Below are 22,418 nucleotides of genomic sequence, written 5' to 3'. Positions count from 1 at the left end.
TTCAATGCCACGACGTGGTGGGGATAGGGCGGGCCGGAGCCAGGCCGCCACGACACTTGAGCACCCGAAGCTGAGCCGGTTGGGCCTCAACTGCGAGACGCAAAGCCGCTGGCGAAGGATTTGCAGCCTCTCGCAACGGGCGATAGGCGAAGGCCAGCGTCTGACCAGTCTCAGCAGCTACTTGCAGCCGACGCAATGCGCGATCATCCGGCTGGTCAGGCCAGCACAGTACTGCTCCACAACTGCCAGATCGCAAACATTGCTCGGCAGACCAGAGAGCTTCTCGTGGCGATGCGTTGATGATGGTCAATTGGCTCAGAGTTATACCCGCGCTCAACCACGCATGGGGGTAGGGCACGTGGGGGGGCGCAACCAGCACTACTCGCTCGCCGGCTCCACTCAAACGAGCCAGGGTAGGCCAGAGCAGGCTCAACTCGCCGATCCCGGCGTTCTCGAACAATATTTCGCTTAAGGCTGACTCCGGCCAGCCGCCGCCAGGCAGCGCCGCATCCAGCGCTGTAAGGCCTGTTGGCTGAGTGTTATTCGAGATGACTCGCGTCTGGCCGCGCCATAACCGGCGTGCATCGAGAAGGTGATCAAGGGAGACGACGGAGTTCATGAAACAGCAAACCCTGAATACTGTATATGGATACAGTATTCTGCTTTGCATGATGAGAGGTCAAGCTCACGCGATGAAGCGTTGTCGATGGATCCATGGGAAGCGCAGCGACCCTGCATGAATGATGGATTCCGTCTGCCGCAACGATTTCAGGTTCCTGCATGACAGGTCAGACTCGTACGTCCTCTTCATTACTTGTGCTAGGAAAATCAGTCGATTAGGATTCGCGACCGGGTAACGGTACTAAGGCGAGTATCCGGTTTGCCGTCCCGACCTGTTCTCGCGAAGAAGCCCGGCTCGAAAGCGCCCGGGCTTCTTTTTTTTCAGGCAGAGCGGAGCGGCGTAAATCGCACTCGCCAGTGCTGGCTAATCAAGAGAGGATTGCAATGCGCGAGCGTTTGTTGGCCGCCGAGAAAGTGAAGGCAATCGAGTGGAAAGATGGGCAGCTACATTTGCTCGATCAGCGCAAATTGCCACTCGAAGAGATTTGGCATACCTACGAATCCGCTGCTGCGGTAGCCACTGCCATTCGTGAAATGATCGTGCGCGGCGCGCCAGCCATCGGTATCAGTGCCGCGTATGGACTGGTTCTCGGCCTGAAGGCACGACTTGACGAGGGCGGCGATTGGCGAGCGGCACTTGAGGCTGATTTCGATGTGCTTGCCAACTCCCGTCCCACTGCTGTCAACCTGTTCTGGGCGCTGAATCAGATGCGTGAGCGTCTCGAAAGATTGAAGCCAGGCGACGATCCGCTTGCAGCTGCTGAGGCTCAGGCCGCCTCCATTCATGCGAGCGACCGTGAAGCCAATCTGACCATGGCGCAATTCGGCGTCGACCTGATTCGCAAACACCAGGGCAATCCGCAGAATCTTCTCACCCATTGCAATACCGGAGCGCTGGCGACCGGCGGGTTTGGTACGGCGCTCGGTGTAATTCGTGGTGCGCATCTGGAAGGGTTGGTCGAGTGTGTATATGCCGATGAAACCCGCCCGTGGCTGCAGGGCTCGCGATTGACTGCCTGGGAGCTCGCTGGTGAGGGCGTGCCGGTTACCTTGAATGCAGACTCAGCTGCGGCGCACCTGATGAAAACACGTGGCATTACCTGGGTAATCGTTGGGGCAGATCGCATCACGGCCAATGGTGACGTTGCCAACAAAATCGGTACTTATCAACTTGCCGTATTGGCAATGCACCATGGTGTGCGGTTCATGGTGGTGGCGCCAAGCTCGACCATCGACATGGACCTGGAAACCGGTGATGACATTCCCATCGAAGAGCGGGCTGGCCACGAGCTGCTGGAAGTCAACGGTCAGCGCTTTGCGGCTGATGTCGAGGCATTCAATCCAGTGTTCGATGTCACACCTGCCGACCTTATCGACGCCATCGTGACGGAGAAGGGCGTCGTGGAGCGGCCAAATGCCGCCAAGCTCGCTGCGTTGATGAGTCGCAAGCGTCTCCACTGATCACTTGAGCACTTCCTGAGATCTTCTCTCGGGAAGTGCATCCTGGAGCCTCCGGCTCGCCAGCTGTGATACCATTCCGCGCTTAATCGCAGGACCCTGCTGACTATAAGGAACCAGGCTTCCATGGGCGAACTGGCCAAAGAAATCCTCCCGGTCAATATCGAAGACGAACTCAAGCAGTCCTACCTCGACTACGCCATGAGCGTAATCGTCGGTCGTGCGCTGCCGGATGCGCGCGACGGATTGAAGCCTGTGCATCGCCGTGTGCTTTTTGCCATGAGCGAGTTGGGTAACGACTGGAACAAGCCGTACAAGAAATCCGCCCGTGTGGTCGGTGACGTGATCGGTAAATACCACCCACACGGTGACTCGGCGGTATACGACACCATCGTGCGGATGGCGCAGCCTTTCTCGCTGCGCTACATGCTGGTCGACGGCCAGGGCAACTTCGGTTCGGTGGACGGCGATAACGCAGCCGCCATGCGTTACACCGAAGTCCGTATGGCCAAGCTGGCACATGAGCTGCTGGCTGATCTCGACAAGGAAACCGTCGACTGGGTGCCCAACTACGATGGCACCGAGCAGATTCCAGCGGTCATGCCGACCAAGATCCCGAACCTGCTGGTCAACGGATCGAGCGGTATTGCGGTGGGCATGGCGACCAATATCCCGCCGCACAACCTCAGTGAAGTGATCGACGGCTGCCTGGCGCTGATCGAGAACGCGGATATCACCATCGATGAGCTGATGCAGTTCATCCCTGGGCCTGACTTTCCCACGGCGGGCATCATCAACGGCCGGGCTGGTATCGTAGAAGCCTACCGCACGGGTCGCGGTCGCATTTATATGCGTGCTCGCTCGATCATCGAGGATATCGACAAGGTCGGTGGTCGCCAGCAGATCGTTATCACCGAGCTGCCTTATCAGCTGAACAAGGCGCGTCTGATCGAAAAGATCGCCGAGCTGGTAAAGGAAAAGAAACTCGAAGGCATAACCGAGCTGCGCGATGAGTCGGACAAAGACGGCATGCGCGTCGTGATCGAGCTGCGCCGTGGCGAAGTGCCGGAGGTCGTTCTCAACAACCTCTACGCTCAGACCCAACTCCAAAGCGTATTCGGGATCAACGTCGTAGCGCTCATCGATGGTCAGCCTCGTACGCTGAACCTGAAAGAGCTGCTCGAAGCCTTTGTCCGGCATCGTCGCGAAGTCGTGACTCGTCGAACCGTCTACGAACTGCGCAAGGCGCGTGAGCGCGGGCACATTCTTGAAGGCCAGGCCGTCGCGCTGTCCAACATCGATCCTGTAATCGCACTGATCAAGGCTTCGCCCACGCCGGCTGAAGCGAAGGAAGCGCTGATTGCCGAAGCCTGGGAATCCAGCGCAGTCGAATCGATGGTCGAGCGTGCAGGCGCGGACTCCTGTCGTCCCGAAGGTCTCGATCCGCAATACGGCCTGCGCGACGGCAAGTACTATCTTTCTCCAGAACAGGCTCAGGCCATTCTCGATCTGCGCCTGCATCGCTTGACCGGCCTCGAGCATGAAAAGCTGCTCAGCGAGTATCAGGAGATCCTGACCCAGATCGGCGAGTTGATCCGGATCCTGACCAACCCGGTGCGCCTGATGGAAGTGATTCGTGAGGAGCTCGAGGGCGTCAAGCGCGACTTCGGCGATGCGCGTCGCACGGAGATTCTCGAGGCGCGTCTGGATCTGACGCTTGCCGACCTGATTACCGAAGAAGAGCGTGTCGTTACTATCTCCCACGGCGGTTATGCAAAGTCACAGCCCTTGGCCGCCTACCAGGCGCAACGTCGCGGTGGGCGTGGCAAGGCTGCAACCGGGGTCAAGGAAGAGGACTACGTTGAGCACCTGCTGGTTGCCAACAGCCATACAACGCTGTTGCTGTTCTCCAGCAAAGGCAAAGTGTATTGGCTCAAGACCTATGAGATTCCCGAAGCGTCGCGTACCTCGCGCGGTCGCCCATTGGTGAACCTGCTGCCGCTTTCAGAGGGTGAGCACATCACGGCGATGTTGCAGGTCGATATCGAGGCGGCGCGTCAGCAGCAACTGAACGGCGAAGATGACATCGAAGATGCTGAAATCATCAGTGAAAGCGATGAGGTCGAAGAAGTTCTTGAAGGTGACGAGAGCGACGAGTCGGTAGACGAGCCCACGGGCACCTATATCTTTATGGCAACTGCTAAAGGCACCGTGAAGAAAACACCTTTGTCGCAGTTCAGTCGGCCGCGCAGCGTTGGCCTTATCGCTCTCGGGCTGGAAGAGGGTGACACCCTGATCGCAGCGGCGGTAACCGACGGCGCACGTGAAGTCATGCTGTTCTCTGATGGCGGAAAGGTTATTCGGTTCAAGGAAAAGCACGTCCGTACAATGGGTCGTACCGCGCGCGGTGTTCGTGGCATGCGGCTGCCGGAAGGGCAGCGTCTGATCTCAATGCTGATCCCCGAGCCGAATGCGCAGATCCTCACCGCCAGCCTCAATGGCTACGGCAAGCGCACGGTACTCGCAGAATTCCCACGGCGTGGTCGCGGAGGGCAAGGCGTCATCGCGATGGTCTCCAATGACCGTAACGGTCCTTTGGTGGGTGCGGTGCAGGTGCAACCTGGTGAAGAAATCATGCTGATTTCCGATCAGGGCACTTTGGTGCGTACGCGGGTAGACGAAGTGTCCTCGTTGGGTCGGAATACCCAGGGCGTTACGTTGATCAAGCTGGGCAAGAATGAGCATCTAGTCGGTCTTGAGAGGGTTCAAGAGCCCTCAGAGGAAGATGTCCTTGAAGATATCGAGGCGGTGCTCGACGAGGACGCACTGGACAAGGAGATGCCGGTAGTCAGCACTGAGCCAAGTGAAGATGATCTGCTGGGCGGTGGTGGTGATGTTCCGCCAGACGTAGTCCCGACTGACGACGACATCTGATCTGACGACGGCGCGGCCTCAGGGCTCCGCCGTCGTTTTGTTCTCAGCCCTGTTGCATGTTAAGGAAAGCAAGCTCCGGACTTGGCTTTATGGCGGCGGACGGGGCGAGCAAAGTATCGACCGTTTTTGAGAGAACGAAGATGAGCAAACGCGCCTTCAACTTCTGTGCCGGCCCTGCCGCGCTACCTGAGGCCGTGCTACAGCGTGCACAGGCCGAACTTCTGGACTGGCAAGGCCGCGGCCTTTCGGTCATGGAAATGAGTCATCGCAGTGACGAATACACTGCCATCGCTGAAAAAGCTGAGCAGGATCTGCGCGATCTGCTGAGTATCCCTTCTAACTACAAAGTGCTCTTTCTGCAAGGCGGCGCCAGCCAGCAGTTTGCAGAGATTCCGCTGAACCTGCTGCCTGAGGGTGGCGTTGCCGATTACATCGATACCGGCATCTGGTCGAGTAAAAGCATCGAAGAAGCCAACCGCTACGGCCATATCAACGTAGCCGCGAGCGCCAAGCCATACGACTATTTTGCGATCCCTGGTCAGAATGAGTGGAAGCTCAGCGCCGATGCTGCGTACCTCCACTACGCCAGTAACGAAACCATTGGCGGCTTGCAATTCGACTGGATTCCCGAGGTTGGTGATATCCCGCTCGTCGTCGATATGTCTTCCGACATTCTTTCTCGAAAGCTGGATGTCTCACGCTTCGGCCTGATTTACGCTGGCGCGCAGAAGAACATCGGCCCCTCAGGGCTGGTAGTGATCATCGTTCGCGAGGATTTGCTAGGTCACGCGCGGTCAAGCTGCCCAACGATGCTCAACTACAAGGTCGCCGCCGATAACGGCTCTATGTACAACACGCCTGCCACCTTCTCCTGGTATCTCTCAGGACTGGTGTTCGAGTGGCTGAAAGAGCAGGGCGGTGTCGAGGCGATGGAGCAACGCAATCGCGCCAAGAAAGACCTTCTTTATGGTGTGATCGATTCCAGTGACTTCTACTCCAACCCCATCGCCACTAACGCTCGCTCCTGGATGAACGTGCCATTCCGGTTGGCCAATGAGCAGTTGGACAAGGCATTTCTTGCTGGGGCTGATGCGCGAGGTCTGCTCAACCTGAAAGGTCATCGTTCAGTTGGCGGGATGCGTGCGTCCATCTACAACGCAGTTGGCTTGGACGCGGTCGAGGCGCTAGTCGCTTACATGCGTGAGTTCGAGAAGGAGCATGGCTGATGAGTGATGTCGACCGGCTAAAGGCGCTGCGTGTTCGCATCGACAGCCTCGACGAGAAAATCCTCGAGTTGATCAGTGAGCGTGCTCGTTGCGCCCAGGATGTTGCTCGGGTCAAAACCGCTTCCCTGGCCGAAGGAGAGGAAGCGGTGTTCTATCGGCCCGAACGAGAAGCTTGGGTGCTCAAGCACATCATGGAACTCAACAAGGGGCCGCTTGATAACGAGGAGATGGCTCGGCTGTTTCGCGAGATCATGTCCTCCTGTCTAGCCCTTGAGCAGCCATTGCGCGTCGCCTACCTCGGGCCGGAGGGCACCTTTTCTCAAGCGGCAGCGCTCAAGCATTTTGGGCAGGCGGTGATCAGCAAGCCAATGGCTGCGATCGACGAAGTGTTCCGGGAAGTGGTTGCCGGTGCGGTCAATTTCGGTGTGGTGCCAGTGGAGAATTCCACTGAAGGCGCTGTGAACCACACGCTCGACAGCTTTCTCGAGCACGACATCGTTATCTGTGGTGAGGTCGAGTTACGCATCCACCACCATCTGTTAGTGGGTGAAACCACAAAAACAGACCGCATCACCCGTATTTATTCCCACGCACAGTCGCTTGCGCAGTGTCGAAAGTGGTTGGACGCTCACTACCCGAACGTTGAGCGTGTTGCAGTTTCAAGCAATGCTGATGCGGCGAAGCGCGTTAAAAGTGAATGGAATTCGGCGGCAATCGCAGGCGACATGGCCGCTCAACTTTATGGCCTGACCAAAATCGCCGAAAAGATCGAGGACCGCCCGGACAATTCGACGCGCTTTCTCATTATCGGCAGCCAGGAAGTCCCGCCCACTGGCGATGACAAGACCTCGATCATCGTCTCGATGCGCAACAAGCCGGGAGCCCTGCATGAGTTGCTGATGCCATTTCATTCCAATGGCATCGATCTCACCCGTATCGAAACCCGACCGTCGCGCAGCGGCAAGTGGACCTATGTTTTCTTCATCGATTGCATCGGTCATCACCAGGAGCCGCTCATCAAGGACGTTCTGGAGAAGATAGGTAGCGAAGCGGTTGCGCTGAAAGTGCTGGGGTCTTATCCGAAAGCGGTACTCTAAATAACAGCTGGCAGCGACAAGCTATAAGCCTCGCGCAATGGGTTTATCTTGCCGCTGGCCACGTGAGCTTGAGGCTTAATGTATGAGCTGTGACTTCCTCGCTCTGGCTCAGCCAGGCGTGCAAAAACTCTCCCCCTATGTACCGGGTAAGCCCGTGGATGAACTGGCGCGGGAGCTCGATCTCGACCCCGCGACCATCGTCAAGCTTGCCAGCAACGAGAATCCATTGGGCCCAAGTCCGAAGGCGCTAGAGGCAATCAAGGCGCATCTCGACGAGCTGACCCGTTACCCGGACGGCAATGGCTTTGTACTCAAGAGCAAGCTGGCTGAGAGATATGGTGTTGGCGTCGAGCAGGTAACGCTCGGTAATGGCTCCAACGATATTCTCGAGCTGGTCGCGCGTGCCTATCTCGCTCCTGGCCTCAATGCGGTATTCAGCGAGCATGCTTTTGCGGTCTACCCGATCGCTACCCAGGCGGTTGGTGCGCAAGCGAAGCAGGTCCCGGCCCGGCAATGGGGGCACGATCTCGACGCCATGCTAGCTGCTGTCGACGGAAATACCCGCGTTGTGTTCATTGCCAACCCCAACAATCCAACGGGCACCTGGTTTGACTCCGAGGCGCTGGAGCGTTTTCTATCCGGCGTACCTGAGCGAGTTCTGGTGGTGCTGGATGAGGCCTACATCGAATATGCCGAAGGCGCTGAGTTACCAAATGGGCTGAGCTTTATGGCTGCCCATCCCAATCTTCTGGTTTCGCGGACCTTCTCCAAAGCCTATGGGCTGGCTGCCTTGCGAGTAGGCTATGCGATCAGTTCGGCCAGGATTGCCGATGTGCTGAACCGCGTACGCCAGCCATTCAATGTCAATAGCCTCGCCCTCGCGGCGGCTTGTGCCGCGCTTGATGATCAGGCGTATCTCAGTGAGAGCCGTTTATGTAACTCCACCGGAATGCGTCAGCTTGAAACCGGGTTCAAGGCGATGGGCCTCGATTGGATTTCGTCACGTGCGAATTTCATTGCCGTTGACTTTGGTCGCGACGCCGCTCCGATCAATCAATCCCTGCTACGCGACGGTGTCATCGTGCGGCCTGTTGCAAGCTATGGAATGCCGACCTTTCTGCGGGTGTCCATCGGCACAGAGGCGGAAAATGCGCGCTTCCTGGAAGCACTTCGCAAGGCGCTCGGGCATTGAGCCGAACAAACTCACTCCCGGCTGGCGCACCGAAGATTGGCCGTCTGGTCGTTGTAGGCCTGGGCCTTATTGGTGGTTCGTTTGCCAAGGGGCTGCGCGACGGTGGGTACTGTAATGAGGTGATCGGATTTGATCTGGATGCGCGCTCTAGAGAACTAGCCGTCGACCTTGGCGTGGTAGACCGCTGCGCAGAAAGCCTGGAGGAAGCTTGTCGGGCTGCAGACGTCATTCAGCTGGCCGTTCCGATCCTGGCCATGGAGCGCCTGTTGGCAGAGCTCGCATCTCTAGATCTTGGAAATGCTGTGCTGACCGACGTCGGGAGCGCCAAGGGCAATGTGGTTCGCTGTGCTCGCGAACAGTTTGGTCGAATGCCGTCCCGCTTCGTGCCCGGACATCCGATAGCTGGCTCGGAACAGAGTGGGGTCACTGCTGCCCAAAGCACGCTTTTCCGCCGGCACAAGGTGATTCTCACACCTCTGGAAGATACCGATCCAGCAGCTCTGGCGCTTGTTGATGGGCTGTGGCGCGCGCTTGGAGCAGACGTCGAGCACATGGAGGTTCAGCATCATGATGAGGTGCTTGCAGCGACCAGTCATCTTCCGCATCTGTTAGCGTTCGGTCTGGTGGACTCGCTGGCCAAGCGCAACGAGAATCTCGAGATTTTTCGTTATGCTGCCGGCGGGTTTCGAGATTTCACCCGTATTGCGGGCAGTGATCCGGTCATGTGGCACGACATCTTTCTCGCAAATCGCGAGGCGGTGCTGCATACCCTTGACGATTTTCGTGCCGACCTCGACGCGCTCCGCGCCGCGGTCGATGAAGGAGACGGGCGTACCTTATTGGGTGTGTTCACCCGCGCAAAGGCCGCCCGAGAACATTTCAGCAAAATACTGGCTCGCAGAGCCTATGTGGACGTTATGCATTCCAAAGATCTGATCTTCCTCGCCAATCCCGGTGGCAGCCTCAGCGGTTCTCTTCGTGTGCCGGGCGATAAATCGATTTCCCACCGCTCCATCATGCTCGGCTCGTTGGCTGAAGGCACTACCGAGGTAGAGGGCTTTCTTGAGGGCGAGGACGCCCTGGCGACCATCCAGGCATTCCGCGACATGGGTGTGGTCATAGAAGGGCCAAATCAGGGGCGCGTTACAGTCCACGGCGTTGGTCTACATGGTTTGAAAGCCCCTCCAGGCCCGATCTATCTGGGCAACTCGGGCACATCGATGCGGCTGCTGTCCGGCTTGTTGGCAGCGCAGCCTTTCGACACGACCCTAACTGGTGATGCTTCCCTATCCAAGCGTCCTATGAATCGTGTCGCCAAGCCTTTGCGTGAAATGGGCGCGGTCATCGAGACGGCCGCTGAAGGGCGTCCGCCCCTGACCATTCGTGGCGGGCAGAAGCTCTCTGGTATGCATTACGACATGCCAATGGCGAGCGCGCAGGTCAAATCATGCCTTCTGCTGGCAGGCCTGTATGCTGCCGAGAAGACTTCCGTGACCGAGCCTGCACCCACTCGGGATCACACCGAGCGGATGCTGCAAGGCTTTGGTTATCCGGTCACCGTCAAAGGCAATACCGCTACGGTCGAGTCCGGACACACATTGCGTTCAGCGCAGATCGAAGTGCCCGCCGATATTTCCTCATCAGCCTTTTTCATGGTGGCTGCGAGCATTGCGCCCGGTTCCGATATCACGCTCGAGCATGTTGGCGTCAATCCGACCCGTACAGGTGTAATTGACATCCTCAAGCTGATGGGCGCCGATATCGAACTGACGAACGTGAGAGAAGTAGGCGGCGAACCTGTGGCCGACATCCGTGTTCGAGCCGCGCAGCTCAAGGGGATCGACATTCCTGAGGATCTAGTGCCCCTCGCCATCGATGAATTTCCGGTGCTGTTCGTCGCTGCCTCTTGCGCCCAAGGGCGCACCACACTGCGTGGCGCCGAGGAGTTGCGCGTCAAGGAATCCGACCGCATACAGGTGATGGCCGATGGTCTGCAAGCCCTGGGCGTGAGCGCCACACCTACACCCGACGGGATTATCATCGAAGGCGGTAGCGGTATTGGCGGCGGGGAGGTCTGGGCACATGGCGACCACCGCATCGCGATGTCTTTCAGCGTCGCGGGACTTAGGGCCAGTGCGCCGATCCGTATCCACGATTGCGCCAACGTGGCAACGTCGTTCCCGAACTTCCTTGCGCTGGCCGAGCGGGCCGGTATGCGGGTAGGTGTGGAGGATAATTCATGATCTGGCAGGTCCCGGTCATCACCATCGATGGCCCCAGTGGCTCTGGTAAAGGCACCGTTGCTGCGCTGCTGGCAGCCAAGCTGGGATGGAATTTTCTCGATTCCGGTGCGCTTTACCGTCTGCTTGCCTTCGCTGCGCGCAACCACGGTGTGGATCTGACCAACGAAGAGGCGCTCAAACTTTTGGCGGCTCACCTGGATGTGCAGTTTGGCGCATCGAAAAGCGGCGACGGGATGCACATCGTTCTCGAGGGAGAAGACGTCACTCAGGCTATCCGTAACGAACAGGTGGGTGCCGGAGCCTCACAGGTTGCAGCATTGCCGGTCGTGCGCGAGGCGCTTTTGCAGAGGCAAAAAGCATTTCGCGAGCCGCCTGGTCTGGTTGCGGACGGGCGCGACATGGGAACTGTGGTCTTCCCGGACGCCGCCTTGAAGATATTCTTGACCGCCAGCGCCGAAGAAAGGGCCCGCAGGCGCTACCTGCAGTTGAAGGGGAAAGGGGATGATGTTAATCTCGCGAGTCTTCTCGATGAGATACGGGCGCGTGATGAGCGCGACACCGGCCGTGAAGTGGCTCCGCTAAGGCCGGCAGATGATGCTGTGCAGCTGGATTCCACCAAACTATCAATCGAGCAGGTGTTAGGACAGATTCTGAGCGAAGTCGCCAATCGCGATTTCGCCTGAAGAGCGACCGCCGAGAGGCGGCCTGACGGTTTCTCGATATCGGGAGCTGTTAACAAGGAGGCATGTGGGAGACCAGATCTAGTCCCGCAGGCCTTTTTTTATATGAATGAACCCACTTCTATCTGGGATGTGGAGATTGGGCGGATCCTCGTCCGAAAACAGCAGGAATAAACATGAGCGAAAGCTTTGCAGAACTTTTTGAAGAAAGCCTAAAAACCCTCGACATGCAGCCGGGTGCGATCATCACCGGCATCGTGGTCGACATCGACGGTGACTGGGTCACTGTTCATGCCGGTCTGAAGTCCGAGGGCGTCATCCCGGTCGAGCAGTTCTACAACGAGCAGGGCGAGCTGACCATCAGCGTGGGTGACGAAGTTCACGTTGCGCTGGACGCGGTTGAAGATGGCTTCGGTGAAACCAAGCTGTCCCGCGAAAAAGCCAAGCGTGCTGAGTGCTGGATTGTTCTGGAAGCGGCTTTCGCAGCTGAGGAAGTGGTCAAGGGCGTTATCAACGGTAAGGTTAAGGGCGGCTTCACTGTCGACGTTAACGGCATCCGTGCGTTCCTGCCAGGTTCCCTGGTTGATGTCCGTCCAGTGCGTGATACCACTCACCTGGAAGGCAAGGAACTCGAATTCAAGGTCATCAAGCTCGACCAGAAGCGCAACAACGTTGTTGTTTCCCGTCGTAGCGTCCTGGAAGCCGAAAACAGCGCCGAGCGCGAAGCTCTGCTGGAATCGCTGCAGGAAGGCCAGCAGGTCAAGGGTATCGTCAAGAACCTCACGGATTACGGCGCATTCGTCGATCTGGGTGGCGTCGACGGTTTGCTGCACATCACCGACATGGCTTGGAAGCGCATCAAGCATCCGTCCGAAATCGTCAATGTTGGCGATGAGATCGACGTCAAGGTGCTGAAGTTCGACCGCGAGCGTAACCGCGTATCCTTGGGTCTGAAGCAGCTGGGCGAAGACCCATGGGTTGCTATCAAGGCTCGTTACCCAGAGAACACCCGCGTTGTGGCCCGTGTTACCAACCTGACTGACTACGGCTGCTTCGCTGAGCTGGAAGAAGGCGTCGAAGGTCTGGTACACGTTTCCGAAATGGATTGGACCAACAAGAACATCCACCCGTCGAAGGTCGTTCAGGTCGGCGACGAAGTGGAAGTCATGGTTCTGGACATCGACGAAGAGCGTCGTCGTATCTCCCTGGGCATCAAGCAGTGCAAGTCCAACCCATGGGAAGACTTCTCTGGCCAGTTCAACAAAGGCGACCGCATTTCCGGCACCATCAAGTCGATCACCGATTTCGGTATCTTCATCGGTCTGGACGGCGGCATCGACGGTCTGGTTCACCTGTCCGACATCTCCTGGAACGAAGCTGGCGAAGAAGCCGTGCGTCGCTTCAAGAAGGGCGACGAGCTGGACACCGTCATCCTGTCAGTTGACCCGGAGCGTGAGCGCATCTCCCTGGGCATCAAGCAGCTGGAAGACGATCCGTTCTCCAACTACGCCGCTGTCAATGACAAGGGCAGCATCGTTCGCGGTACCGTGAAAGAAGTTGACGCCAAAGGCGCCATCATCGATCTGGGTAACGATATCGAAGCCACACTGAAAGCCTCTGAAATCAGCCGTGACCGCGTTGAAGATGCGCGTAACGTCCTGAAAGAAGGCGAAGAAGTCGAAGCCAAGATCATCAGCATCGACCGCAAGAGCCGCGTTATCAGCCTGTCCATCAAGTCGAAAGACGTTGAGGACGAGAAGGACGCGATGAAGGAACTACGTACCAAGCAGGACGTAGAGCCGACTGCAGGTCCGACCACCATTGGTGATCTGATCCGCGCACAAATGGAAAACCAGAACTAAGTTCTGCGATCCATGAAAAAGGGCGACTTCGGTCGCCCTTTTTTGTGCCTGTGCCTGCGGGAAAGTGAGTTCAGCCCCGAATCGCTCGGCAGAGTGGCTATGGAGCTGCAACCGTCCAATCAGAGCAGCTATCGATCGCTCTGAATGAAGGGCGCGGCGGTGTCGATTGCGGTCTGTATCGGGCTTGACGCCAGTGCCTGATTCACCGCCAGCCAGCCAGCCACCGCTTCCTCGCCTGCGTGCTGAAAGGCTCGCTCCAGGAGCCGCAGCTGTTCGCGGCGCAGCGCCTGTTCCAGCTTGGCGCCCTGCGTAGTAAAGCGCAGCATGCGCTTACGCTTGTCCTCTTCGGCCGTTCTGCTTTCGACAAGATTCATTTCGATGAGCTGACGCAGGGGGGTGTTCAAAGCCTGCTTGCTGACGCCCAGATAACCAAGCAACTCTTTGACGCTAAGGTCGGGATAGCTGGCAATGAAGAACAGAATGCGGTGATGCACCCGGGACAGCCCGCGACGAGCGAGTATCTCATCAGGCTTGGCTGTGAAGGCCTGATATCCCAGAAAAAAGCTCTCCATGATATGCCGCTGAACATTACTTTTTTTTAGGTCATGCATGTTGACGTATCCGCGGTAGCAGGCGTACTTTCGGTCAAGTAGTTTGACTCATTTTTCCAGTTCCTGCATCCGGTGCACCATGGCCTTTTCCGAACGCGTCGACCGCCTTAAAAGCTCGCTTATCCGAGAAATTCTTGCTGCTGCGCAGCGCCCCGAGGTGATGTCGTTCGCCGGAGGCTTGCCTGCTGAATCCATGTTGCCGAAGGTGGACTGGGATCAGATGCCAGCGAGCATGGGACAGTACGGCATGAGTGAAGGGGAGCCAGCGCTCCGCGAGGCGATTGCTGCGGAGGCGCGCTCGCTTGGCATTGACTGCTCTGACAGTCAGGTATTGATCGTGAGTGGTTCCCAGCAGACTCTGGACCTCGCTTCCAAGTTGTTCATCGATCGCGGTACGGAAGTTTTGCTCGAGGCGCCAACCTATCTTGCTGCGTTACAGGTATTTCAGTTGTTTGGAGCCGATTGCCTGTCTATACCCCAGGAATCAGATGGGCCTTTGTTGGATGCATTACGACAGCGTCTCGAGAAGCATCATCCGGCCTTCGCGTATTTGATTCCTACGTTCCAGAACCCCTCGGCAGTACGCTATAGCGAAGAAAAGCGTGACGCCGTCGCGGCATTGCTCGATGAGTACAATGTGACGCTCATAGAGGATGAGCCCTATCGTGAACTGGTGTTCGACGATGAAAATGCGCGGCCGATAGTCAGCCGCATGCATAAGGCCAGTTGGATCTATACCGGCACCGTCTCGAAAACCTTGCTACCAGGGCTGCGGGTTGGCTACCTGATAGCGACACCGGATCTCTTTCCTTATCTGCTCCGGCTAAAACAGTCAGCGGATCTTCACACCAATCGAATTGGGCAATGGCAGGCGCTTCAATGGCTAGGGAGCGAGCAGTATCACGCACATCTTGCTGAGTTGCGGCGTTTCTATTGTTTGCGACGCGACGCAATGCAAGACGCCCTGACTAAGCATTTCTTCGATCTCGCTGACTGGCAATTGCCGCAAGGAGGGTTGTTCTTCTGGCTGCGCCTGAAGCGTCCATTGGACACACGAACGCTATTGAAGCCTGCCCTTGCACGTGATGTTGTCTTCATGCCCGGGGAGCCGTTCTTCGTCGATCCTGAACAGAACCCTGGATACCTGCGCCTGAATTTTAGCCATGTCGCGCCGGATCGACTCGATGAAGGCATTAGGCTTCTAGCGAGCGTTGTTCGCGGTGCCTATGTAGTTGAGGCTGCATAAGGAAGCTTGGGTTATTGCATAAGGTTGGGAGGGGAAAATGACGTACAAGGTTTATGGCGATTATCGTTCCGGCAATTGCTACAAGGTAAAGCTGATGCTGCACTTGCTCGGACGTGACTATGAGTGGGTTGCAGTAGACATTCTTCGTGGTGAGAGCCGTGAAGAGGCTTTTTTGAAGAAAAATCCAAACGGTAAGATCCCTGTCCTTGAGTTGGACGACGGTACCTGTTTGTGGGAGTCGAATGCGATCCTCAACTTTCTTGCGGAAGGGAGTGAATTTCTGCCTTCAGTTCCGAGGCTCCGAACTCAAGTTTTGCAGTGGCAGTTCTTCGAACAATATAGCCATGAGCCGTTCGTTGCCGTGGCGCGATTCATCAAGGTCTATCTCGGGCTCCCGGACGATCGCCTCGAAGACTACGCTGCCAAACATCTGGAGGGTTACCGCGCCCTGAATGTCATGGAACAGCAACTGCAACGCACGCCTTATCTCGTCGGCGATCAGTACTCGATCGCCGACGTCGCGCTGTATGCATATACGCATGTGGCGGAAGAGGGTGGTTTCAAACTCGATGGCTATCCGGCCATCTGCGCTTGGTTACAGCGAGTGGCCAGTCATCCGCGACATGTAGGCATGTTTGATTGAGCAGTGGCTTAAATAGCGCGGGAGCAGGGTCAAAAATCACCGAGAGCTTCAGAAAATGCTCTCGGCGTCTGGTTATTTGACAAGGCCAAGAAACTCACCGCGGGTGGCGGCATTTTCGCGGAACTGTCCGAGCATTACCGAGGTGACCATTGAAGAGTTCTGCTTTTCCACGCCGCGCATCATCATGCACATGTGCTGGGCTTCGATGACGACCGCGACACCCCAAGCCCCCGTGACCTGTTGAACTGCTTCAGCGATTTCGCGGGTGAGGTTTTCCTGGATCTGCAATCGCCGCGCGTACATGTCGACGATGCGTGCAACCTTCGAAAGCCCGAGCACCTTGCCGTTGGGTAGATAGGCCACGTGCGCTTTGCCTATGAACGGAAGCATGTGGTGTTCGCACAGAGAATAGAGCTCGATGTTCTTCACCAGCACCATTTCGCTGTTATCCGAGCTGAACAGCGCGCCGTTGGTGACTTCCTCCAGCGTTTGCTGGTAGCCCTTGCACAGGTACTGCATCGCTTTAGCGGCGCGCTTGGGCGTATCGAGCAAACCCTCGCGGTTTACGTCCTCGCCGAGCTGGCCAAGGATCGCGGTGTAATGAGTTTCCATGGACATGAAATACCTGTCAGGCTTGCAAAAAGCGCGAGTGCGAAGGTTAGGGGGTCAGCAGCGAGGCTGCAAGCGGCACTGGACTTCGAGTAGTCTAGAACGCATGACTATTCGTCACGGCCTTCGAGCATGGTTCGTTTGAGCATCACATAAACGGCCCCGGTGCCCCCATGTCTTGGCATGCATGATGTGAAACCCAGCACCTGTGAGTGCTGACGCAGCCATGTATTGACGTGACTCTTGATCAAGGGACGTTTGCCGTCGATGCGTGCGGCCTTGCCATGTGTAACTCGTACGCAGCGAATCTCGAACTTGCAGGCCTCTGCAAGGAAGTCCCAGAGCAGCTCGCGGGCTTTTTCTACACTCAATCCGTGCAAGTCAAGGCTGCCTTCGAAATGGATCTGACCGCCTTTGAGCTTGCGCATCTGGCTGTCTTGAACCCCATCGCGTACCCAGTAAAGTTCTTCTTCGGCGGCGACATCGATGACAAATAGATCAGAAAGCCCATCGATGCGGGTTTCACCGTTAGTGACTACAGCGTGGGCTCGGCGATTAGTAATCTGGGCTTTGTTGCTGCGTGGCTTGCCCGTATCGGCACGATCGTGCGCTATCGGTTTGACGCCACGAACCGCCGATTTGAACAGTGAAAAATCATCGTCTTGCATGAGGCCTCCGCATTGGGCGGCGATTTTAGCCGAAAGCGATGTTTCGACTGCAAAGGTAAGTTCTTGCGTGCTCAACGTCGTTTATTAAGGCGAGGGGACATGCTCAGCCCACTGGGCTCCCGAAGGCGTCGGTGCACGCGCTTACGGACGATAGCACCGAGCACCAGCAAGATAGCGCCGAGAGTCATGAGCGTAATGGCCGCCTCTCTCTCCAAAGGTACGTTGGCGAAGGCTTGAATGTCGTCGAGGAATGACGCTGCCCCGGCGCCCAGCAAGAGAAAACCGGTGATGATCAATAGCGTCCCGAACGCTGCACCAAGGCGGGAGCCGAGGCTTCGGTGCTGTCGGGGGCGGAGGCGGCGAGCGTCGAATCCATCGGTTCGTTTCATTCCGGTTACCTCGTCAGAACGGGCTATGAACGGAGTCGTTCGGCCAAATTATTCATTGTAGGTAACGCAGCAGGGCTCGAATCGATTTAGGCCACTGCTCCGGCATCAGGTACGCATACTGCGAAGTTGTCCGCGAGAATAGTCATCTCCATCTGATGCACTTGCGCTGCTTCGATTGCACCATCACCCATAGGCAGGTCACGTGTCGCGCATGCCTTATCGACCAATGTGCAGCGATATCCGTAGTCCTTTGCAGCGCGCACCGTGGTGCTGACGCTTGAATGAGTCATGAAGCCGCATACGATCAAGTCGAGACGACCATGCTGCTGCAGCAATTCGTGAAGTTTGGTGCCGGCAAAGGCATTGGGCAGTGTCTTGCCGATTACTGTCTCGCCTGAAAGAGGGGCGGCTTCGGGCATGATCTGGCCACGTTGGCCCTGTGGATCAAACAATCCCCCAGGGATGCCGAGATGATGGACATGCACGATTGGTGCTCCAGCCTCCCGGGCCAAGGCCAGTAGCCTGGTGATCTCCTCAAGCGCCGGGTTCAAGTCAGGCAGGGCCATGGCGCCCGACCGGTATTCTTCTTGAACGTCGATCACCAGAAGGGTCGCGTTGGCCAGAGTCGCCGGTGCATAACTGCGGCCACTGAGCTGAAGCAAAGTCTGTGGCTTGGACATGACTGACTCCTTGTTCTGAGGGGGGCCTGATTGTGGCGCCAGATGACACAGATGTGAACTGCCCAAACCGATGATTCGTCAGCTGAATTGACAATAACCGGCCACAGGCCAGCACTGGGCAACATCAAGGCTGAGAAACCCATACGACCTTCGGCTAAACTCTTTCGTTTTTGACAGGAGATGCCGCCCGTGACCGCTTCGCCTTCCCAACTGCGTACCTTGCGTGATCACATTCGCTGGGCTGTCAGCCGATTCCATGCCGAACAGCTGTTCTTTGGTCACGGCACGGACAACGCGTGGGACGAGGCTCGACAGCTGGTGCTCGGCGCACTGCATCTTCCTTGGGAGATGGCCGACAGTTATCTCGACTGCCGTCTCGAAGATGCTGAACGCGAGCATCTGCAAGGGTTGCTGCGTCGCCGCATCGAGCAGCGTGTGCCTACCGCCTACCTGCTTGGGCAAGCCTGGTTCTGCGGACTTCCCTTCATCGTTGATGAGCGTGTGCTGATCCCTCGCTCGCCGATCGGCCAACTGATCGAGCGTCGCTTCGAGCCCTGGCTGGCAAAGGAGCCGGCTCGAATTCTCGACCTCTGTACCGGTTCCGGTTGCATCGGAATCGCCTGTGCGTATGAATTTCTTGAGGCGGAAGTGGTGCTTGCCGATCTGTCATTCGAAGCCTTGGAGGTGGCCAATCGGAACATCGAGCAGCACGGTCTGGAAGAGCGCATATATACGGTGCAGAGCGACGGCTTCCACGGTCTACCCAAGCAGCGCTTCGATCTGATCGTTTCGAATCCGCCATATGTGGACGCCGAAGACTTTGCCGATATGCCTGACGAGTACCACCATGAGCCCGCTCTAGGGCTTGCTTGCGGCGACGATGGACTTGATCTGGTGCGGCGTATGCTCGCCGAAGCGGCCGATCACCTAACCGATGACGGAACCCTGGTGGTCGAAGTTGGTAACAGTCAGGTGCATGTGGAAGCGCTGTATCCAGAGGTGGATTTCACTTGGCTGGAATTCAATGAAGGCGGGCACGGAGTATTCCTTCTTGCTGCCAGCCAATGTCGTGATCATCAGGCGCTGTTTCGAGAGCGCCTGCACTGATCCAGCCCGGCAGCGCATCGTTGGCGGCCGTTTAGCGATCCCTAGGTCATCGGGTCGCGATCCAGATCAACAGCCCGGCCTGGAAGAGTGAGAAGGCGATAAGGCAGGCGATGGTGAATCTCAGGGCGCCGTCCTCCCGCCGAACCTTGTTGAGGCGTTCCTGTGTATCGCGAATCTTGTTTTCCTGCTCGAGCAAGGTGCGGTCGGCCTGTTCGAGCATTGCCGCGGCATCCGTCAGTTCCAGAATCTGCACTTTCTCACGATTCCAATCGGGCCGTAGGGAGCTGACGCGGGGGGCACTATAGGTGGCCTTCAGTTGTTGAGACTCAGGGTATAGAACTTCGAAGCCTTGGCTCAGCAGGCAGTGGTCCCGGCGCAAACGCATGTCATCGCCGGTGATGTCCTTGGCAGCTAAGGCGCCACCCTCAACCAGATAATGTGCCCAGCGCTTCTGAGCCCATAGCGTTCCCTGCGCCAGAAGAAAACGGCCTAGCCCCCGATTGACGGGTTCGACGCGCAAGCCAGTATCTGGGCCAAAGCGCAACTGCTTTGCTTGATGGTCGGCCCAGATTTCCAGCACGTTGTGCTTCTTGGACAGAATCTGGCCAGGCAGGCGTATGAACAGCTTCATCAAGCTCTGCTGTGGCGTATGGCGTTCTGTATGGCCTAGTTCGACGAACCGTAGCGGGCGCTGGCCACTGTCTCTGTCTGTCGGCAATGGCGCCAGACGCACCAGCCGGAAGCGATCCGGGCCGAGCTCGGCCCAAGGGTGCGGTTGTGGTGCCGCGGGCGCCTGGGCCTCGTTTTCTTCAGGTGATGGTGAGCTGTCGGTCATATCCGAATCCATGAGCCTATCCGGGGAGTCAATGCGGCAGGCATGGAGCGTATCGGCAATCTTCAGGTTAACTGGAGTCCGGCAATACTCCCTTTTCATGAAGAAATTGGCTGATACGATCCGTAAGCTCGTGGGCTATCGGGAGTTCTGGCTGACTATAGGATGCCGTTTGCGCCTTTTGACCAGGTGGGGTAATACGCAGCACATGGTTCATTCCGCCTATTATCGCCAGCTCGGCGTCTACTCTCGCCGCGTGCAGGATTTCGGCATCCTTGCGCTCAACCTGGATGTCCTGCGTACCCTGAACGATGAGCGCAGGGGCCGTGGTACCGGCAAAAGCCTCTGCAGGGTCATATCGAAACAACGAAATCAGATAGGGCTGTACGCTGGGGCGAAACAGTATCTGCAGTGTCTCAGGGATCTGTTCATGCATCCTTCCCGCTTTCAGCTCATCGAGGATGTAAAAAGCTGTGGCCAGTAAAGGCGGCGGGAGGCGGCCCTGAAGTTGCTCGCGAAGAAGCTCGTCAATCGGGCGGCCGCTACCCGCGATACTGACTAACGCAGCCGGCTCCAGGTTCTGGGCGGCGAGACTTGCGATCAGTGCGCCTTCGCTGTGGCCGATGAGTACCACATTGGAGAAGCGCTTGTCGGTTCTAAGCTGTTGCACCCAAGCCTCAGCATCTGCCACGTAGGCTTCCACCGACAGCAGGCTTTCATCTGACGCTACGGCTTGGCTTTGGCCTATGCCGCGCTTGTCATAGCGCAGGCTGGCGACACCCCGTCTTGCCAGTGCCTGTGCCAGTCGCTTCAGGCTGTCGTTGCGTCCCATGGGGTTGTTGCCGTTGCGGTCGGTTGGGCCGGATCCAGCGATCAGCAGTGCGACTGGAATGGGAGCATCAGCCTTGGGTAACAGCAGGCTGCCCCGCAGACTACCGCCGGGCACCTCCACGGACATTTTCTGGTTCAGCAGGGTTTGAGCTTGGGCGTGCGGAGCGAGCATGGCGAGTAACGAGAGCAACAAGAAAAGACGCATGAGCAGAAAACAACCAGGGTCGAAGCGGGTTGGATAGACGGCGAGCCGGTTGGTTCGCTGGTCGGCAGTATGCGCCGCCACTGCAAGCAGTGAAACCGGTGGCGGCTCGGGTATACTTCCGCCCCCTGTTTAGGTCGATCGCGGAGCACCCTGCATGTCCGGCAATACATACGGCAAGCTGTTCACCGTCACCACCGCTGGTGAAAGCCATGGTCCGGCGCTGGTCGCCATCGTCGACGGGTGCCCGCCGGGTCTGGAGCTGACTACAGCTGATCTGCAGCGTGACCTTGATCGACGTAAGCCCGGAACCAGCCGGCACACCACGCAGCGTCAGGAGCCTGACGAGGTCGAAATCCTTTCGGGAGTCTTCGAGGGACGCACAACTGGGTGCCCGATAGGCCTGCTGATCCGTAATACGGACCAGAAATCCAAGGATTACTCGGCCATCAAGGATCAGTTTCGCCCCGCACACGCCGACTACAGCTATCACCACAAATACGGGGTGCGTGACTATCGAGGCGGCGGACGCAGCTCAGCGCGCGAAACCGCCATGCGTGTCGCCGCAGGCGCCATAGCCAAGAAATACCTAGCTACCCTGGGGATCCAGGTCCGTGGCTATATGAGCCAGCTCGGTCCGATAGAAATCCCCTTCAAGACCTGGGACAGCGTGGAGCAGAATGCCTTCTTCAGCCCTGATCCTGACAAGGTGCCTGAGCTGGAGGCCTATATGGACCAATTGCGGCGCGATCAGGACTCGGTCGGCGCCAAGATCACCGTCGTGGCCGATGGCGTTCCGCCGGGTCTTGGTGAGCCAATTTTCGACCGACTCGATGCGGACCTGGCCCACGCGCTGATGAGTATCAACGCGGTCAAGGGCGTGGAGGTCGGTGCAGGTTTCGCCAGCGTAGCCCAGCGCGGAACGGAGCACCGTGACGAGATGACTCCAGGTGGGTTCCTGTCCAATCATGCCGGCGGCGTGCTGGGCGGTATTTCATCTGGGCAGCCGATCATCGCGCATCTTGCGCTGAAGCCAACGTCCAGTATCACCACTCCGGGTCGCTCGATCGATGTGGATGGCAATCCCGTTGAGGTGATCACCAAGGGGCGGCACGATCCCTGTGTCGGAATTCGCGCGACCCCGATCGCGGAAGCCATGATGGCCATCGTATTGTTGGATCATCTGCTCCGTCATCGCGGTCAGAACGCCGATGTGCTGGTCGCCACGCCAGTACTGGGACAATTCTGAGCCATACGCCGGGAGCCCGAGGCTGAGTTTTGATTACA

General features: G+C 57.6%; 20 protein-coding genes. 12 read left to right on the top strand and 8 right to left on the bottom strand.

Annotation, left to right across the window (positions count from 1 at the left end):
- Position 1: 1 nt before the first annotated feature.
- Positions 2 to 619, bottom strand: a complete 618-nt coding sequence (imuA, locus tag EA797_RS18030) for a translesion DNA synthesis-associated protein ImuA (RefSeq protein ID WP_122167714.1) — start codon at positions 617 to 619, stop codon at positions 2 to 4.
- Between the two features lie 386 nt (positions 620 to 1,005).
- Between imuA and mtnA the strand changes: the two genes are divergently transcribed.
- The 8 genes from mtnA (at position 1,006) to rpsA (ending at position 13,313) form a co-directional block, all read left to right on the top strand.
- Positions 1,006 to 2,082: an S-methyl-5-thioribose-1-phosphate isomerase gene (mtnA, locus tag EA797_RS18025; protein WP_122167713.1), complete on the top strand. Its 1,077-nt coding sequence runs from the start codon at positions 1,006 to 1,008 to the stop codon at positions 2,080 to 2,082.
- 123 nt (positions 2,083 to 2,205) lie between these two features.
- Entirely contained in the window at positions 2,206 to 5,013 is a 2,808-nt protein-coding gene (gene gyrA / locus EA797_RS18020) for a DNA gyrase subunit A (protein WP_122167712.1), read from the top strand.
- Between the two features lie 140 nt (positions 5,014 to 5,153).
- Positions 5,154 to 6,239 carry a 3-phosphoserine/phosphohydroxythreonine transaminase gene (gene serC / locus EA797_RS18015; RefSeq protein WP_122167710.1) on the top strand — a complete coding sequence of 362 codons (1,086 nt, stop codon included), beginning with the start codon at positions 5,154 to 5,156 and terminating at the stop codon, positions 6,237 to 6,239.
- Entirely contained in the window at positions 6,239 to 7,336 is a 1,098-nt protein-coding gene (pheA, locus tag EA797_RS18010) for a prephenate dehydratase (protein WP_122167708.1), read from the top strand. Before serC ends, pheA begins: the two co-directional genes overlap by 1 nt.
- An 82-nt stretch (positions 7,337 to 7,418) precedes the next feature.
- Complete coding sequence (gene hisC, locus EA797_RS18005; RefSeq protein ID WP_122167706.1) at positions 7,419 to 8,528, top strand: histidinol-phosphate transaminase; 1,110 nt, start codon at positions 7,419 to 7,421, stop codon at positions 8,526 to 8,528.
- Positions 8,525 to 10,771 (top strand): bifunctional prephenate dehydrogenase/3-phosphoshikimate 1-carboxyvinyltransferase, encoded by a 2,247-nt coding sequence (locus EA797_RS18000; protein ID WP_122167705.1) that lies wholly within the window; start codon positions 8,525 to 8,527, stop codon positions 10,769 to 10,771. The genes hisC and EA797_RS18000 overlap by 4 nt, the downstream gene beginning before the upstream one ends.
- Positions 10,768 to 11,454, top strand: coding sequence for a (d)CMP kinase (gene cmk / locus EA797_RS17995; RefSeq protein WP_122167703.1), 687 nt, complete (start codon positions 10,768 to 10,770; stop codon positions 11,452 to 11,454). The genes EA797_RS18000 and cmk overlap by 4 nt, the downstream gene beginning before the upstream one ends.
- Positions 11,455 to 11,627: 173 nt before the next feature.
- Positions 11,628 to 13,313: a 30S ribosomal protein S1 gene (rpsA, locus tag EA797_RS17990; protein ID WP_083380720.1), complete on the top strand. Its 1,686-nt coding sequence runs from the start codon at positions 11,628 to 11,630 to the stop codon at positions 13,311 to 13,313.
- Positions 13,314 to 13,441: 128 nt separating this feature from the next.
- Here the strand turns inward: rpsA and EA797_RS17985 are convergent, their stop codons facing one another.
- Positions 13,442 to 13,924 (bottom strand): MarR family winged helix-turn-helix transcriptional regulator, encoded by a 483-nt coding sequence (locus tag EA797_RS17985; RefSeq protein WP_122167701.1) that lies wholly within the window; start codon positions 13,922 to 13,924, stop codon positions 13,442 to 13,444.
- 79 nt (positions 13,925 to 14,003) lie between these two features.
- On the opposite strand from EA797_RS17985, the gene EA797_RS17980 reads away from it, so the two are divergent.
- Both EA797_RS17980 and EA797_RS17975 read left to right on the top strand, forming a co-directional pair.
- Positions 14,004 to 15,170, top strand: a complete 1,167-nt coding sequence (locus EA797_RS17980; protein WP_122167699.1) for an aminotransferase-like domain-containing protein — start codon at positions 14,004 to 14,006, stop codon at positions 15,168 to 15,170.
- A 37-nt stretch (positions 15,171 to 15,207) separates the two neighbouring features.
- The gene (locus tag EA797_RS17975; protein WP_122167697.1) at positions 15,208 to 15,813 is read left to right on the top strand and encodes a glutathione S-transferase family protein; all 606 of its coding nucleotides are present in this window, start codon (positions 15,208 to 15,210) and stop codon (positions 15,811 to 15,813) included.
- Between the two features lie 72 nt (positions 15,814 to 15,885).
- Here the strand turns inward: EA797_RS17975 and folE are convergent, their stop codons facing one another.
- The 4 genes from folE to EA797_RS17955 all read right to left on the bottom strand — a co-directional run bounded on the left by folE (position 15,886) and on the right by EA797_RS17955 (position 18,159).
- The gene (folE, locus tag EA797_RS17970) at positions 15,886 to 16,431 is read right to left on the bottom strand and encodes a GTP cyclohydrolase I FolE (protein WP_122167695.1); all 546 of its coding nucleotides are present in this window, start codon (positions 16,429 to 16,431) and stop codon (positions 15,886 to 15,888) included.
- Positions 16,432 to 16,532: 101 nt separating this feature from the next.
- Complete coding sequence (locus EA797_RS17965) at positions 16,533 to 17,090, bottom strand: Smr/MutS family protein (protein ID WP_122167693.1); 558 nt, start codon at positions 17,088 to 17,090, stop codon at positions 16,533 to 16,535.
- 71 nt (positions 17,091 to 17,161) lie between these two features.
- The gene (locus EA797_RS17960) at positions 17,162 to 17,479 is read right to left on the bottom strand and encodes a hypothetical protein (protein ID WP_122167691.1); all 318 of its coding nucleotides are present in this window, start codon (positions 17,477 to 17,479) and stop codon (positions 17,162 to 17,164) included.
- A gap of 86 nt (positions 17,480 to 17,565) precedes the next feature.
- On the bottom strand, positions 17,566 to 18,159 hold the full coding sequence (locus EA797_RS17955; protein ID WP_122167689.1) for a cysteine hydrolase family protein: 594 nt from the start codon (positions 18,157 to 18,159) through the stop codon (positions 17,566 to 17,568).
- A 189-nt stretch (positions 18,160 to 18,348) separates the two neighbouring features.
- Between EA797_RS17955 and prmB the strand changes: the two genes are divergently transcribed.
- Entirely contained in the window at positions 18,349 to 19,266 is a 918-nt protein-coding gene (gene prmB, locus EA797_RS17950; protein WP_122167758.1) for a 50S ribosomal protein L3 N(5)-glutamine methyltransferase, read from the top strand.
- A gap of 46 nt (positions 19,267 to 19,312) precedes the next feature.
- Here the strand turns inward: prmB and EA797_RS17945 are convergent, their stop codons facing one another.
- Both EA797_RS17945 and EA797_RS17940 read right to left on the bottom strand, forming a co-directional pair.
- On the bottom strand, positions 19,313 to 20,101 hold the full coding sequence (locus tag EA797_RS17945) for a hypothetical protein (protein WP_122167756.1): 789 nt from the start codon (positions 20,099 to 20,101) through the stop codon (positions 19,313 to 19,315).
- A gap of 67 nt (positions 20,102 to 20,168) precedes the next feature.
- Complete coding sequence (locus EA797_RS17940) at positions 20,169 to 21,134, bottom strand: alpha/beta hydrolase (RefSeq protein ID WP_122167754.1); 966 nt, start codon at positions 21,132 to 21,134, stop codon at positions 20,169 to 20,171.
- A gap of 154 nt (positions 21,135 to 21,288) precedes the next feature.
- On the opposite strand from EA797_RS17940, the gene aroC reads away from it, so the two are divergent.
- A complete protein-coding gene (gene aroC, locus EA797_RS17935; RefSeq protein WP_122167687.1) occupies positions 21,289 to 22,380 on the top strand; it encodes a chorismate synthase in 1,092 nt (363 codons plus the stop codon).
- The last annotated feature ends 38 nt before the right edge of the window (positions 22,381 to 22,418 follow it).

It is taken from the genome of Stutzerimonas zhaodongensis (genome assembly GCF_003696365.1).
Lineage (GTDB): Bacteria > Pseudomonadota > Gammaproteobacteria > Pseudomonadales > Pseudomonadaceae > Stutzerimonas > Stutzerimonas zhaodongensis.
Note: the sequence above shows the minus strand (reverse complement) of the source record. Positions and strands in the feature narration are given on the sequence as shown.

Excerpts from the sequence above, each read along its gene's own strand:
- hisC (WP_122167706.1), top strand. The coding sequence starts at position 7,419 with ATGAGCTGTGACTTCCTCGCTCTGGCTCAGCCAGGCGTGCAAAAACTC.
- serC (WP_122167710.1), top strand. The coding sequence starts at position 5,154 with ATGAGCAAACGCGCCTTCAACTTCTGTGCCGGCCCTGCCGCGCTACCT.
- rpsA (WP_083380720.1), top strand. The coding sequence starts at position 11,628 with ATGAGCGAAAGCTTTGCAGAACTTTTTGAAGAAAGCCTAAAAACCCTC.
- mtnA (WP_122167713.1), top strand. The coding sequence starts at position 1,006 with ATGCGCGAGCGTTTGTTGGCCGCCGAGAAAGTGAAGGCAATCGAGTGG.
- EA797_RS17975 (WP_122167697.1), top strand. The coding sequence starts at position 15,208 with ATGACGTACAAGGTTTATGGCGATTATCGTTCCGGCAATTGCTACAAG.
- folE (WP_122167695.1), bottom strand. The coding sequence starts at position 16,431 with ATGTCCATGGAAACTCATTACACCGCGATCCTTGGCCAGCTCGGCGAG.
- EA797_RS17985 (WP_122167701.1), bottom strand. The coding sequence starts at position 13,924 with ATGCATGACCTAAAAAAAAGTAATGTTCAGCGGCATATCATGGAGAGC.
- EA797_RS17945 (WP_122167756.1), bottom strand. The coding sequence starts at position 20,101 with ATGACCGACAGCTCACCATCACCTGAAGAAAACGAGGCCCAGGCGCCC.
- cmk (WP_122167703.1), top strand. The coding sequence starts at position 10,768 with ATGATCTGGCAGGTCCCGGTCATCACCATCGATGGCCCCAGTGGCTCT.
- EA797_RS17980 (WP_122167699.1), top strand. The coding sequence starts at position 14,004 with ATGGCCTTTTCCGAACGCGTCGACCGCCTTAAAAGCTCGCTTATCCGA.
- pheA (WP_122167708.1), top strand. The coding sequence starts at position 6,239 with ATGAGTGATGTCGACCGGCTAAAGGCGCTGCGTGTTCGCATCGACAGC.
- imuA (WP_122167714.1), bottom strand. The coding sequence starts at position 619 with ATGAACTCCGTCGTCTCCCTTGATCACCTTCTCGATGCACGCCGGTTA.
- EA797_RS17955 (WP_122167689.1), bottom strand. The coding sequence starts at position 18,159 with ATGTCCAAGCCACAGACTTTGCTTCAGCTCAGTGGCCGCAGTTATGCA.
- aroC (WP_122167687.1), top strand. The coding sequence starts at position 21,289 with ATGTCCGGCAATACATACGGCAAGCTGTTCACCGTCACCACCGCTGGT.
- EA797_RS17940 (WP_122167754.1), bottom strand. The coding sequence starts at position 21,134 with ATGCGTCTTTTCTTGTTGCTCTCGTTACTCGCCATGCTCGCTCCGCAC.
- gyrA (WP_122167712.1), top strand. The coding sequence starts at position 2,206 with ATGGGCGAACTGGCCAAAGAAATCCTCCCGGTCAATATCGAAGACGAA.
- EA797_RS17965 (WP_122167693.1), bottom strand. The coding sequence starts at position 17,090 with ATGCAAGACGATGATTTTTCACTGTTCAAATCGGCGGTTCGTGGCGTC.
- EA797_RS17960 (WP_122167691.1), bottom strand. The coding sequence starts at position 17,479 with ATGAAACGAACCGATGGATTCGACGCTCGCCGCCTCCGCCCCCGACAG.